This is a genomic window from Hyphomicrobiaceae bacterium (genome assembly GCA_041397645.1).
In the GTDB taxonomy this organism is placed as follows: domain Bacteria; phylum Pseudomonadota; class Alphaproteobacteria; order Rhizobiales; family Hyphomicrobiaceae; genus Hyphomicrobium_B.
This window is the reverse complement of record JAWKWE010000008.1, coordinates 98,434-111,599: the sequence shown is the minus strand read 5'-3', so window position 1 is coordinate 111,599 and position 13,166 is coordinate 98,434. Positions and strand designations below refer to the sequence as shown.

General features: G+C 61.6%; 11 protein-coding genes. 3 read left to right on the top strand and 8 right to left on the bottom strand.

Features of this window, described 5'->3' with window-relative positions:
- Window positions 1-38: 38 nt before the first annotated feature.
- Both R3D51_19230 and R3D51_19225 read right to left on the bottom strand, forming a co-directional pair.
- Window positions 39-1,277 (bottom strand): thiolase family protein, encoded by a 1,239-nt coding sequence (locus R3D51_19230; GenBank protein ID MEZ5901619.1) that lies wholly within the window; start codon window positions 1,275-1,277, stop codon window positions 39-41.
- 10 nt (window positions 1,278-1,287) lie between these two features.
- Window positions 1,288-2,430, bottom strand: a complete 1,143-nt coding sequence (locus tag R3D51_19225) for a CaiB/BaiF CoA-transferase family protein (protein MEZ5901618.1) — start codon at window positions 2,428-2,430, stop codon at window positions 1,288-1,290.
- A gap of 141 nt (window positions 2,431-2,571) precedes the next feature.
- Between R3D51_19225 and R3D51_19220 the strand changes: the two genes are divergently transcribed.
- Window positions 2,572-3,315 carry an enoyl-CoA hydratase/isomerase family protein gene (locus R3D51_19220; GenBank protein ID MEZ5901617.1) on the top strand — a complete coding sequence of 248 codons (744 nt, stop codon included), beginning with the start codon at window positions 2,572-2,574 and terminating at the stop codon, window positions 3,313-3,315.
- Between the two features lie 35 nt (window positions 3,316-3,350).
- Window positions 3,351-4,571, top strand: coding sequence for a hypothetical protein (locus tag R3D51_19215; GenBank protein MEZ5901616.1), 1,221 nt, complete (start codon window positions 3,351-3,353; stop codon window positions 4,569-4,571).
- A 27-nt stretch (window positions 4,572-4,598) separates the two neighbouring features.
- Here the strand turns inward: R3D51_19215 and R3D51_19210 are convergent, their stop codons facing one another.
- Genes R3D51_19210 through R3D51_19185 form a run of 6 tightly spaced genes read right to left on the bottom strand, consistent with a single transcriptional unit; the run spans window position 4,599 to window position 11,452 of the window.
- Window positions 4,599-5,390, bottom strand: a complete 792-nt coding sequence (locus R3D51_19210) for an ABC transporter ATP-binding protein (GenBank protein MEZ5901615.1) — start codon at window positions 5,388-5,390, stop codon at window positions 4,599-4,601.
- Window positions 5,391-5,449: 59 nt separating this feature from the next.
- Window positions 5,450-6,679, bottom strand: coding sequence for an ABC transporter substrate-binding protein (locus R3D51_19205; GenBank protein ID MEZ5901614.1), 1,230 nt, complete (start codon window positions 6,677-6,679; stop codon window positions 5,450-5,452).
- Window positions 6,680-6,726: 47 nt separating this feature from the next.
- Complete coding sequence (locus R3D51_19200; GenBank protein MEZ5901613.1) at window positions 6,727-7,779, bottom strand: branched-chain amino acid ABC transporter permease; 1,053 nt, start codon at window positions 7,777-7,779, stop codon at window positions 6,727-6,729.
- A gap of 3 nt (window positions 7,780-7,782) precedes the next feature.
- Entirely contained in the window at window positions 7,783-8,667 is an 885-nt protein-coding gene (locus R3D51_19195; GenBank protein ID MEZ5901612.1) for a branched-chain amino acid ABC transporter permease, read from the bottom strand.
- Window positions 8,664-10,628, bottom strand: a complete 1,965-nt coding sequence (locus tag R3D51_19190) for an AMP-binding protein (GenBank protein ID MEZ5901611.1) — start codon at window positions 10,626-10,628, stop codon at window positions 8,664-8,666. Before R3D51_19190 ends, R3D51_19195 begins: the two co-directional genes overlap by 4 nt.
- Window positions 10,628-11,452: an ABC transporter ATP-binding protein gene (locus tag R3D51_19185; protein ID MEZ5901610.1), complete on the bottom strand. Its 825-nt coding sequence runs from the start codon at window positions 11,450-11,452 to the stop codon at window positions 10,628-10,630. Before R3D51_19185 ends, R3D51_19190 begins: the two co-directional genes overlap by 1 nt.
- A gap of 525 nt (window positions 11,453-11,977) precedes the next feature.
- Between R3D51_19185 and R3D51_19180 the strand changes: the two genes are divergently transcribed.
- Entirely contained in the window at window positions 11,978-13,135 is a 1,158-nt protein-coding gene (locus R3D51_19180; GenBank protein ID MEZ5901609.1) for an acyl-CoA dehydrogenase family protein, read from the top strand.
- The last annotated feature ends 31 nt before the right edge of the window (window positions 13,136-13,166 follow it).

Here is a 13,166-nt window from a genome sequence, read left to right as displayed (position 1 = left end):
CATTCAACTGCATGAGCGTCCTTCCTGCTCGATCCTTTTCAGCGGCCGAGGATGGTGATGCAGGCTACGGCCTCTTCGATGCCCTGAAGGCCGCCGCCGTTTTCGGCGAGCGCGACGCGCGCCCCCTCAACCTGCCGTGCTCCCGCCTCGCCACGCAGTTGCGCCACCAGTTCATGTACCTGCCCGATTCCGGTGGCACCAACGGGATGTCCTTTGGATTCAAGTCCACCGGACGGATTGACCGGCATGCGTCCGCCGAGCGAGGTGTCGCCACGCTCCGAAATGATGCCGCCTTCGCCGAAATCGCAGAATCCGAGATTCTCGATCTGGATGATCTCGCCCATGGCCGTCGCATCATGCACCTCGGCGACGGAGACGTCGTCCGGGCCGATGCCAGCCTTGTCATAGGCCTTTTTCGCCGCGAGCGCGGTACAGTGCCGCTCCACTTCGGACGAATCGCGGTCGCTGCCAGTCTGGATCACCGATGCCAGCACGCGGATGGCCCGCGACTCGTCGATACCAAACCGCTTCAAGCCCGCCTTGGTCGCGAGAATCGCAACCGCCGCGCCGTCGGATATTGGCGAGCACATTGGCAGTGTCAGGGGATAGGTGATCGGCGGTGCATTAAGTACCTCGTCCACCGAATAGGCATTGCGAAACTGCGCCAGCGGATTTTCCACGGAGTGCCGATGGTTCTTCGCCGCCACCGCTGCAAGCTGGCGCTGCGTGGTGCCGAACCGCTTCATATGCTGACGGGAGAACGCCGCATAGACATCCATGAACACGCTGTAGGGCTTGTCCGAGGTCGAGCCTTCCGGCACCTCGACACCCTCGCCGAGCGCCAGCAGCCTATCCCGAATTTCGCCGTCGCGGCTGACGTCCCAGGCACTATCGAATGCCTCGAACATCAGCTTGCGATCGGTCGAGAACATCTTCTCGGCGCCGAGCGCGAGCGCGACATCACCGTCACCCGCCTTGAGGAAAGTCACGGCAAGGTTGAACGCTGTGCTGCCGCTGGCGCAGGCGTTCTCGACGTTGACCACGGGAATGCCGCCGATGCCCATTTCGCGCAGCAGGATTTCGCCGCGAATCATGTGCTGGCCCTCCATATGGCCTTGCGACGCGTTGGCAAAAAAAGCCGCCTCGATGTCAGACTTCTGCAATCCCGCATCACCGAGCGCGGCATCCACGGCCCTGTGCGACAGGGTCTTCATATCGATATCGAGCATTCGCCCAAACGGCGTCATGCCAACACCGACCACATAGATGTCGCTCATCGCGCCCTCCTTAAGGATTGGAACCTTTTCTTGTCTCTGCCTGCTGGTCCTTGAGCTCCGGCAGCGAACGCAGCACCTGCTCGGTATGCTCGCCAAGACCAGGCACGCCGGAGCGCGGCCCGGGATGCTCGCCGGAGAAAATCAGCGGCTGCGCCACGTGATGGCGCCGCTCGCCGTTACCATCTACCACCTCGCGGAACAGCCCGCGCGTGCGGAAGTGCGGATCGGCGGCCACCTCGCTCAGCGAGTTCACTGGTCCCCACGGAATACCCGCAGCGTCCAGCCTCTCCTCCCAATCGTCGCGATCGCGTGTCGCCAGCACGGCAGCGATCCTGCCTCGCAATGCATCGCCGCGCGCGACCCGCTCGCCGCGATTGAAGCCGGCCGCATCAGGCATGCCGAGCAGGTCGCATAGCGGCCGCCAGAACCAGTCTTCATGAGCAATCGACAGAGTAAGGAGACGGCCATGGGCACACTTGAAGACGCCATAGGCCGGCTCGGCCCCTATGTCTGCGAGCGGCGCACCATTCATCACCGGACCGAGCATCACTGACATCCAGGACACCAGGCCATCTGTCATCGAGACATCGACGTATTTTCCTCTTCCTGTACGTGCGCGCTCGAATAGCGCCGCCAACGTGCCGACGGCAGCGAACATGCCCGAGGAAAGGTCGCCGATCGCGATGCTTCCCGGATCCTCCACCGAGCCCTTTTCGGCGTGACGAAAGAGAAACCCGGCCAGTGCCTGATAGGAGATATCGTGGGCGGGCCGATCGCGATATGGCCCGTCCTGGCCGAAGCCCGAGATCGAGACATAGACCAACCTCGGATTGAGCTGCGCCATCGCGTCATAGCCGAAACCGAGACGCGCCATGGTGCCCGGACGAAATCCTTCCATCAGCACGTCGGCGGAAGCGACCAGCCTGCGCAGCTGCAGCTTGCCTTCGACGCCCTTGAGATCCAGCGCCACCGACTGCTTGCCGCGATTGAGCGCTCCATGAAAGGCCGGAAACTGCCGTGCAGGGTCGCCTGCTCCCGGCCGCTCCACAAGGATCACCTCGGCGCCAAGATCGCTCAGCAACAAGGTTGCGTAGGGCCCCGGATACTGTTCAGCCAGACTGATCACCCGAATTCCAGCGAGGGGAAGACTCATGATGCACTTTCCGGCAGCAACTTGACTTGCATTAGTCCCGACAGTCTGTAACATAACCGGGTGAATAATCAACTAACTTTGAAGTCAATTAATAAGGGAAGCGCTGTGGAACCGGTGATTTCTGAAGTTCGGGGCGGCGCTATGTGGATCACCCTGAACCGGCCGGATGCACTCAATGCCATCACTCCGGCGGTGGTTTCGGGCATCAATGCGGCACTCGACAGGGCTCAGCAATCGGACGTCCGCGCCGTGGTGCTGACCGGAGCGGGGCGCTCGTTCTGCGCCGGCGCCGACCTCAAATTCGTGCGCAGCGAAGCGGGCGACGACGAAACTGCACTGAGCCGCTTTCTCGATACCGTTCTCCTCGTCATGAACCGCCTCGAGACGTTCCCCATGCCCGTCATTGCAGCGCTGAACGGATTGACGCTGGCCGGCGGCCTCGAACTGACGCTGTGCTGCGATCTCGTCGTCGCTGCGCGTTCAGCCAGGCTCGGCGACGCGCACGCGAACTATGGCCTCTTGCCGGGCGGCGGCAGCTCGGTGCGGCTGCCGCGCAAGATCGGCCCGACCCGCGCGAAATATCTGCTCTACACCGGCGAATTCGTGCCGGCCGACCAGCTTGTCGCCGCCGGACTAGTTAACGAGGTCGTTGATGACGACATGCTGATCCCGGCCACCGAGACGCTGGTCACCAAGCTCGTCAACAAGAGCCCGCTCGTGCTTCGCCGCATGAAGGCGCTGGTCGATGATGGCCTCGACCAACCTTCGGCGATAGCATTGCGACAAGAACTGCTCGTCAGCGAAGTCCACGCCCACAGCTACGACCTGAAGGAGGGACTTGCCGCATTCGAGGAAAAACGCAAACCACTCTTCGCCGGCAAGTAGGAAAAGCAAACCGGAAAGGCAAACAGGAGACGGTAATGAACCAGGAGACCCGCTTCACACTCCTGCAACAGATTCATCATGCAGCCTACCAGCTTGCACCCGCCATCCGGGAGATGTTTGATCGCGCAGGCCTCGCTCCGGCCGATCTCAAGACCGTGGACGATCTGTCGCGGCTGCCCGTATTCAAGAAGGAGACGCTGGTCGACCTGCAGCGGCAGCGGCCCCCGTTCGGCGGGTTCCTCGCAGCGAAGGACGAAGATATCGTCCGCATCTTTGTCTCGCCTGGTCCTATCAACGAACCTCAACTGAGGCACGACCGCGACGGCGGTGGCTTCGGTGCCGCCTTTGCTGCTGCCGGCCTTGGCCCCGGAGATCGCGTGCTAAACACCTGGTCCTATCATCTCGTGCCTGCCGGCCTTCTGCTCGACGAGGGACTGCGTTCCGTCGGCGCGACAGTGATTCCAGCAGGCACAGGCGGCAGCGAATTGCAGGCGAAGCTGGCAATCGACCTTGGCGTGACCTGCATCTGCGCCTCGACCGCCTTCTTCATCACGCTCGCAGAAGCCGTCGAGGCGATGGGTCATTCGCTGCCCGGAAGCTGGAAGGTCAGAACTGCGTTGCTCGGCGGCGAACTCGGCGACTGGCTCGGCAAGCGCCGTCGTCTGGAAGTCAAGTATGGTATCCGGACCTTCGCCGTTTATGCGACGGCGGACTTCGGCGTGATCGGCTTCGAAAATAGGGCACAGGACGGCGGCTACGAGATCCACCAGGATCGTATCGTACAGATCTGCGACCCGACGACAGGGGTCCCGCTCCCGCAGGGCGAGCCCGGCGAGATCGTGGTCACCACACTGACGCCAGGCTGGCCGCTGATCCGGTTTGGGACCGGCGATGTCGCCGCCGCCACGGCAACGAATGCCGACGGCACGGTGCGGCGGATCGGAATGCTGCAGGGACGCGTCGGCCAGGCGGTGAAGGCGCGGGAGATATTCATCTATCCCCGGCAGATCGAAGACCTCGCTATTTCCATTCCGGGAATCAGCCGCGCGCAGGCGGTCGTCACGCGCCCGCAACTGCGGGAAGAAATCACGGTGCGGCTTTCGCTGCTTCCGGATGCTGACCGCGACGCCGTCCTGGCTGCGGTGCCGGCCCGCTTCAACGCGCTGTCGCGCCTGAAAGCCGACCGTATCGAGGTGGTGGGCACGGAGGAGTTGGCGGCTGAGGGTCCACTCGTGGTCGACCGGAAGGACGCATGAGCCTGCAAGGCAACAGCAAGCGGCGCCTCAGCCGAGCCACCGCTTGCGACGTCGGTAGTGCTTGATGTCGCGGTAGCTCTTGCGTTCGCCCTTGAGGTCGAGTCCGAGATAGAACTCCCGCACGTCCTCATTGTTGCGCAGCTCCTCTGCGGCGCCTTCGAGGACAATGCGTCCATTCTCCATGACGTAACCGTAGTCGGCGATCTCAAGCGCAACAAGCGTGTTCTGCTCGACGATCAGAAGCGTGGTTCCGCTTGCCTTGAGATCCTTCAGCAACTCGAAGACCTCATTGATCATCAGCGGCGCAAGGCCGAGCGATGGCTCGTCGATCATGATCAGCCTGGGATTAGCCATCATCGCGCGGCCGATCACGACCATCTGTTGTTCGCCGCCGGACAGATAGCCCGTCGTGCGATCCTTGAGCGCCGCGAGCCGACGAATGCGATCATAAACATTATCGAGACGCTTGCGCACCTCGCGGCCCGAAGATTCCATGTGGCCGCCGACCAGCAGATTTTGCTCCACCGTCAGATGGCGCAACACGCGGCGGCCCTCCATCACGTGGATGATCCCGCTTCGAACGACCTCGGTCGGATCCGACTTGTCGATTCTCTTGCCGTCGAAATTGATGTTGCCGGAAGTCACCCGACCATCCTCGACCCGTATGATGCCGGAAATCGCCTTCAATGTCGTGGACTTGCCGGCGCCGTTGCCGCCGAGCAGCGCAACGCACTTACCATCCGGCACGGCGAGCGAGACGCCCTTCACTGCGAGGATGACATCGCTGTAGATGACTTCAACGTTCTTCAGCTCGAGCAAGGCGCAGGCCTCCCGCAGGATTCCGGCCGGGCTCTCGGGACCGGCCGGATAACCTTACTTCACCACTTGTTGATGGACGGCACCGGCACGCCCGCCGCAACCTCCATGTATTTGCCGTCCTTGACGGAGGCGATGCTCGCGACCATTCCTTGCGTCGGAAACGGTCCGTCGTTCGAGAACTTCGTGTTGCCGAGAATCTTGAAGGTGTCGTCCGCCGAGATCGTCGTCGACAGAAGCGCTTCGCGGACCGCCTCACCCGTGACTTTGTCCGGTCCGACCTTCTTGGCCGCCGCTTCGATGGCCCGCATCGCGATCAAGGCCTGACCTAGACCCTGCACGGCCGAAACCGTCCACTTGGCCTTGAGGTCGTACTTGCTCTGAAGCATCTCGAAGAACTCGCGGCCCGGCGTCTTTGCGTCAGTCGGCGCGGCCATCGCATAGACCTCGTAATCGCCCTCCATCTGCTTGACGTCGCCGATCGCGCGGCCGGATTCCGCCAGTCCGTTGTGCGAGCTCATGATAATCGGCACCTGCTTGCCTAGCGACTGCAGCGCCCGCTTGGTGGCGACCACAGCGGCCGTGTTCGTCATGATCATGATCACCTCAGCTCCCTTGCGGGTCACGCGGTTGACTTGGGTGGTGAGATCGGTGGGCTGAACTTCCGTGAACACTACTTCGGCGACCTCGACCTTGTCAGGATTGTCGGATGCATATCGCTGAACACCCTTGTGCTGATCGACATAGGCGGGCGAGGCTTCCGACGAAATGATCGCGACCTTCAGCGGCCCGTTGCCCCCGCGCTTCTGGCGAAACCACTCGAAGAACGCAGCGGCCTCATGGCTGTAGGTCGGGCGCTGGTTGAAGATCCACGGATCGGGCTTCCAGGCAAAGCCATACGCGGCAGTCGACATCACCATCGGAATCTTGTCGGATGGCAGGCGCCCCTGAAGCGCGGCGACGTCGGGTCCGCCGACCCCAAGCACGATGATCGGGTTGAGCTCGGCCTTGATGCCGGGCCACAGGCTCGCCACCTGCGCAGCGTCATAGCGGTGATCGTAATCCTTGGTGCCGAGCTTGACGCCGATCTTCTTGCCGACTTCGGCATTCCACCACTCGATGACCGGCCGGCGCGCACCGATCAGGTCTTTCATCACGTCCGCATAAGGACCGGTGAAATCGGCAAGCGACGCCACATTGTAAGTCGTCTGGGCACCGGCCGGTGCCGAAATCGTCAGCAAACCGAGCGCGGCTGCCGCCCCAGCGATCTTGATGTGCTTCAAAATTGTCACTGTTCAGTTCCTCCCATGTGTGTTCTCAAAGTCCGAGCGCCCCGCCTTCAATAAGGAAACGGCCAAAGGCGATAGGATCGTTTCAGGATGTTCCAGCGATGCATCAGCCCGCGCGGCTCGAAAATCAGGAACGCGGCGATGATCCCACCGAGAAACACATTCATCAGCGCGAATACCACATCTCCACCAAGCGAGGGAAATTGCGAAACGATACTGGGACCAAGCGTCACGAAGCTTTCCTGAATTGCCTTGATGACGAAGACTCCGATCAACGCTCCGGTGATCGAGCCAAGACCTCCGACAATGACCATGGCGATGAACCAGATCGAATGGAACAGCGTGAACTGATCGACTGCGACAAAACGGACGTAGTAAGCCCACAGCGCCCCGCCGATCCCCGCGTAGAACGCGCCGATCAGGAAGGCGGTTGCCTTGGTCCGCACCACGTTGATTCCCATCAACCCGGAAGCAACGTCGTCGTCACAGACTGCGACAAAGGCGCGCCCGTGCCGGCTGCGCACAATGCCGTAGGCGCCGAACACCATCGCTGCGGTCGCAGCCAGACAGAGATAGTAGATCGAGTTCTCACTGACGAAGCTGAAGCCGAAGATCTGGGCGGGCTCCAGCGTCAACCCGTTCGATCCGCCGAACCATGACTGCGGCAGATTGAGAATGAGGAAATGAAACAAAGTCTGCGCCGCGATGGTGGTGAGCGCCAGGTAGAAGCCCTTGATGCGAACCGCCGACAGGCCAAAGATGAACCCGAATACGGCGGCGGCGCAGCCACCAAGCGGAATACTGAGCCAGAACGGCAGATTGAATTTGATGGCCAGCGCACCGGTGGCGTAGGCGCCGACCCCCATGAAGGCAGCCTGGCCGAGATTGATCTGGCCCGCATATCCCATGTTGATCTGCAGTCCGATCACGACCACGGCCATGATCAGCATGTTGGTCGAGATGGCGACGAGGCGCGGCCCCAGAACATGGGGCAGAACGACCAGCGCGACGAGAAACAGAACGAGCGCGACCCATTGCCCGCGGGTGCGGATCAAGGCCTGGTCGCGTTCGAAGCTGGTGGCGAATACGCCTGCCGGATCCATCGGTCAGACCCTTTCGATGGTCTTCCAGCCGAACATTCCGGTCGGCCGAATAAAGAGGATGAGCAGCATGATGATAAATGGAAACACGGTGCCGATCGCGCCGCCCACGATCGGATCGAGGTAGGCGGTCACGAGCCCCTGAATGATGCCGACGATAAGGCCGGCCAGCAGAACCCCGGCGATCGCCTCGAAACCCGCCAGCAGCGCCACGGGCAACGCCGCAAGGCCGATGTCGGAGGCAAGAAAGTTCAGCGACTTTCCGCTGAGGAAGATGATGGCGCCGAGCGTCGACAGTACGGCGCCGAGAATCCATGCAAACGCGATAGAGCGCTTCACTGAAATTCCCATCGACAATGCCACTTGATGATCTTCGGCAACCGCTGTCATGCGCAACCCGGCCCGCGTGCGGTTGAAAAACCACGACAGGCCGAAGCCGACGATGACCGTGATTGCGCCGCCGATGAGAAGCGAGCGGGGGATGAGAATCTCCCCGATGATCACCGGCTGAAGCGGAAAGATGATCGGGAACGAGCGCACCTGCGGGCCGAACAGCACGAGGATCAAGCCGCGGATCAGGATCAACAGTCCGATCGTGACCATGACCATGGCGAACACCGACTCGCCGGCGAGGCGGGAAAAGAACACCCGCTCGATGAGGAGTCCGAACAGCGCCGCCGCAACGAACGCGAGCGGAATGCCGATCGAGAGCGGCAGGCCCAGCGAGGCGACCATCCACCAGACGATGAAGCCGCCGAACACGACGAGTTCGCCTTGGGCGAAATTGAAGACCTTCGACGCCCGATAGATGACCACGAAGCCCATGGCGATGAGGGCATAGAGCAGCCCGACCAGCGCACCGTTGATGAAGTAGTTGACGAAATCGATCATGCGATGGCCCGCAACGGTTCAGCGGCGTTTGCCGACTTGCCTGCCTTGACGACGTCGTGGATGGCGACGTGAGCAGACAGCGTGCCCTTTCGCCCGTCCTGATATGTCACCGCGATGTCGAGCTTTTGCTGATCCCGACTGCCGTACATCGCCTCGATCAGCACGGCATAGCGTTCGGCGAGGAATTCGCGTCGCAGCTTGCGTGTGCGGGTCAATTCGCCTTCATCCGGATCGAGCTCCTTGGGGAAGTTGGCAAAGCGACGGACCCGCGCGTGCTCGGGCAGGAACGTGTTGACGCGCGCAATCTCGCCGCGCATCAATTCGGCCACCTCTGGCTTCTGCGAAAGGTCGGTGAAGGTGGAGAAGCTGATGTTGCGATCCTCCGCCCAACGCGACACCACGCTCATGTCGATATTGATCAGCGCGCCGATATAGTCGCGCGTATCGTCGCCGAGCGTCATGATGTCCTTGATGAACGGGCTGAAACGCAGCCGGGTCTCAATGAACTGCGGCGGGAACCGTTCGCCGGAGCGAAGCTGTCGAAGATCGTCGAGGCGCTCGAGGAATACGAGCTCGCCACTGTCGGTGACCGACACGGCATCGCCCGTGCGATACCATCCGTCCTCAACGCGCTGGGCGACGCTGTCGGGCTTCTTGTGATAGCCCTGAAACACGCTGCCGCCACGAACGAGCAATTCACCCTGCTCCGACACCTTCCATTCCAGCGACGCGCCAGATCCGGGGTGCGAGCTCAGCCAGTGCCCGACCGTCTCGAGATTGTACCGATCCCCCTGGTGCAGGGTCAGGAGCCCGATCTCAGTGGCGCCATAGATATTGCGTAACGGCACGCCAATGGCATGGAACAGTCGAAACACATCCGGCGCCATCGTGGAGCCGCCGCACAATGCGAGCTTGATGCGCGTGAGGCCGAGCTTGTCTCGCAGCGGCTTCAATACCAGCATCTCCGCAAGCGGCAGCGCAAGCCGCGCGCCGAGCGGGACGGGTTTGCCTTCAAGACGCGCGACATGGACCTTGTGGCCGATATCGACACCCCAGGCATAGATCGCCCTGCGCGTCCGGCCGGCATCGAGCATCTGGCCCTGGATGGTGGCGGCGAGGCTCTCCCACTGACGGGGAGCGAATACCATGACCTCGACTGCGAGTTCGCGGATATTGTTGAGAACCTCCTCGGGCGATTCCGGGAAATTCACCACCAGCGGCAGCAGGAGGCCGATGGTGACGCCGAAGAACTGCTCCGTCGCCCAGGCCGGGGCGATATAGGTGAGATACTCCATGCCGGGCTTGATGCCGGTCGCCGCGATGACGCGATGCGCGTTGTCGACGAGATAGCGGTGGGTCAGCACGACGCCCTTTGGCCGCCCGGTGGTCCCGGAGGTATAGGACAGCACGGCCACGTCGTCGGGTCGACCTGCCTCGACCACGCGTCGGAACCGATCGGAATCCTCGGCATGGCGTGCGCGCCCAGCCTCAAGCACCTTCTCGAACGGCGTCAACCGCTCGTGACCATAGGACCACATCCCGGTATCGTCCCAGTAGATCATCTGGCGAAGATGCGGAACGCGATCGAGAATCGCGAACCCTTTGTCCACCTGCTCCTGATCCTGCGCTACCAGACAGACCGCATCGCTGTCGTTGAGGAGGTATTCGATTTCGTCCGCAGTAATGTCAGGATAAAGCGAGACGATCTTGCATCCAACCGAGAACGCCGCAAACTCGCTCCAGAAGTTCTCCGGCTCGTTCTCGCCGATAATGGCCACGGTCTCGCCGCGGCGAATACCCATCGCGTCAAGGCCAAGGGCGAAGGAACGCACCTTCTCGAGAACATCACCATAGGTGTATTCGCGCCAGATGCCGCGATACTTGTGCCGCTCAACGAGCCGGTCCGGCGCCGCGCTGGCGCGCTCGAGCAACAGTTGCGGAATGGTACGCATCGGCAGCATCAGCGATTTCCTTCGCCCAGATACGCCTTGAGCACCGCAGGATTTTGCTGAATCTCCAGCGGGGTCCCCTCTGCAATCTTGCGGCCAAAGTCGAGCACGACGATCCGGTCCGCAATATCCATGACGACACCCATGTCGTGCTCGACCAGCACCACCGGGATCCGTCGCGCCTCGCGAACGTCGAGAATGAAGCGCGCGAGGTCTTCCTTCTCCTCGGTATTCATCCCGGCCATCGGCTCATCCATCAGCAAGATGCTCGGCTCTTGAGCCAGTGCACGACCGAGATCGACGCGTTTGCGGAGGCCATAGCCGAGGCTGCCCACCGGCTGATGGCGGATGGATTCGATTTCGAGCAACTCGATGATTTCCTCGACGACCTCGCGGTGCCGGATCTCCTCGCGCCTGCAAGGCCCGAAGTAGAAGAACGCCGACAGAATCGAGCTCTTCATGTGAATGTGACGACCGACCATGATGTTTTCGATCACGGTCATGTTCGAAAAGATGTGCGTCCCCTGGAAGGTCCGAGCCAAGCCGGCCCTCACGATATTGTGGATCCCCATGCCGGAGAGCAGCGAGCCGTTGAATCTCATCTCGCCATGCTGCGGCCGATAGAAGCCGCTGAGGCAGTTCATCAGGGAGGTCTTGCCCGCGCCGTTCGGCCCGATCACCGCCAGCAGTTCGTCCGCCCCTACCGTGATGGACACATTATCAAGCGCGACGACGCCGCCAAAAGCCATCCGGATGCCGTCGGCAACGAGAACCGCAGCGTTTTGCGCCGCACGGCTCTGCGAAGCCGAGCGGACAGGTGAAACGGCACTCAACATGCGCCTCCTTCACCAACGCAATCCTGCGACATTCATCCTCCTCAAGGTATGCGGCATTGTACTGCGGCATTTCGACCGAGCAGCGCCCCACCCCTCAAAATCGACCAATCCTTTGCGGATTTTTATGACTATCGAGGATGATTTTTAACTTGATAGTCAATTCTCGTCAAGCCCATTTAGGAGCGAACATACTCTGACGCGAACGCATCAAGAGAATTACGATGGCGAGCGAAAAGCCTTTCCCCGCTCGCGGGTGGGCCTTTAATCGCGTGCATCAGGTCACACCTTTCGACGAAGCAGCTTTCACGGCCTTTCGACCGTAACGGCACCAAGCAAAGCCGAAACAGGCAAAGCCTCGATTATGAATTGACCATCTCGTCAAATATCCTAATATACAGTTGAATATGGAAGATCCGCAGCTCTCTTTGAGCAAGGCTCTGCAACCGGTTTCCCACGATCGCGAAACCACGTCGCTCCGACGACGCTGCCAATCTCCGATAACGACATGCAGGAGGAGAATCCGGGATGACACGGACCGAGAGCAAATCTTTTTCGTTCCTTACCGAGCAGCAGACGATGGTTCGCGACGTCGCGCGCGACGTTGCGACCGACGGGATCGCTCCCACGGCTGCGGAACGCGATCGCACGGCGACGTGGCCGCATGCCGAATTGAAGGCTCTCGCCAATCTTGGCTTCATGGGCATGCTGCCGTCCGAACAATATGGCGGCTCGAACGCGGGATTCGTCGCCTATTGCCTGGCGCTGGAGCAGATCGCCGCGGCCGACGCGGGAGTCGGGACCATTTTCCACGTCCACAACGTCACCGCCTACACGATCGCCTTGCGCGGCAACGAGGAACAGAAGCAGAAGTATCTGCCGGCGATGCTGCGCGGCGAGAAGATCGGCGCCTTTCTTCTCACCGAGCCGCAGGCCGGTTCGGATACAGCCGCGTTTCGCGCCACCGCGCGCCGCGACGGCGACCACTTCATTCTCAACGGCACCAAGCAGTTCATCTCCAACGGGAGCGAGGCCGGCACCACCATCGTGCTCGCTCGCACCGATACGCAGGCCGGCAAACGCGGTTTCACGACGTTTATCGTCGATCCCACCTCTCCTGGCTACAACGTCGCGCGCGTCGAGGACAAGCTCGGCCAACGCACGGCCCATGTCGCTCAGATCCAGCTCGACAATCTCCGCGTTCCGGCGGAGAACGTGCTCGGCGAGGTCGGCGGGGGCTACCGGATCGTCATGGGCGGCCTGTCTGACGGACGGATTGCGATCGCCGCGCAGGCGGTCGGCGTCGCCCAGGCAGCGCTCGACGCTGCGATCCGCTACGCCAACGAGCGCGAGGCCTACGGCAAGCCGATCGTCGAACTGCAAGCGGTGAGCTTCCATCTCGCGGAGATGGCGGCCCAGGTCGACGTCGCGCGGCAATACTACATCCACGCCGCGCGGCTTCTCGAAGCCGGGGCGTCGTGCGCCAAGGAAGCGGCCATTGCCAAGCTCGTCGCATCGGAGATGGCGGAGAAGGTCTGCTCGGACGCACTGCAGATACACGGCGGCTATGGCTACCTGAAGGATTTTCCGGTCGAGCGTTACTATCGCGACGTCCGCGTCTGCAAAATTTACGAGGGGACCAGCGATATCCAGAAGCAAATCATCGCGCGCAGCCTCTCGGCCTGACGCCCCAAGAATTGACTTTGAGGCAATAGTT

Coding starts and splice junctions, on each gene's coding strand:
- R3D51_19195 (MEZ5901612.1), bottom strand. CDS start 8,667: ATGATCGATTTCGTCAACTACTTCATCAACGGTGCGCTGGTCGGGCTG.
- R3D51_19190 (MEZ5901611.1), bottom strand. CDS start 10,628: ATGCTGCCGATGCGTACCATTCCGCAACTGTTGCTCGAGCGCGCCAGC.
- R3D51_19220 (MEZ5901617.1), top strand. CDS start 2,572: ATGTGGATCACCCTGAACCGGCCGGATGCACTCAATGCCATCACTCCG.
- R3D51_19200 (MEZ5901613.1), bottom strand. CDS start 7,779: ATGGATCCGGCAGGCGTATTCGCCACCAGCTTCGAACGCGACCAGGCC.
- R3D51_19230 (MEZ5901619.1), bottom strand. CDS start 1,277: ATGAGCGACATCTATGTGGTCGGTGTTGGCATGACGCCGTTTGGGCGA.
- R3D51_19215 (MEZ5901616.1), top strand. CDS start 3,351: ATGAACCAGGAGACCCGCTTCACACTCCTGCAACAGATTCATCATGCA.
- R3D51_19225 (MEZ5901618.1), bottom strand. CDS start 2,430: ATGAGTCTTCCCCTCGCTGGAATTCGGGTGATCAGTCTGGCTGAACAG.
- R3D51_19180 (MEZ5901609.1), top strand. CDS start 11,978: ATGACACGGACCGAGAGCAAATCTTTTTCGTTCCTTACCGAGCAGCAG.
- R3D51_19185 (MEZ5901610.1), bottom strand. CDS start 11,452: ATGTTGAGTGCCGTTTCACCTGTCCGCTCGGCTTCGCAGAGCCGTGCG.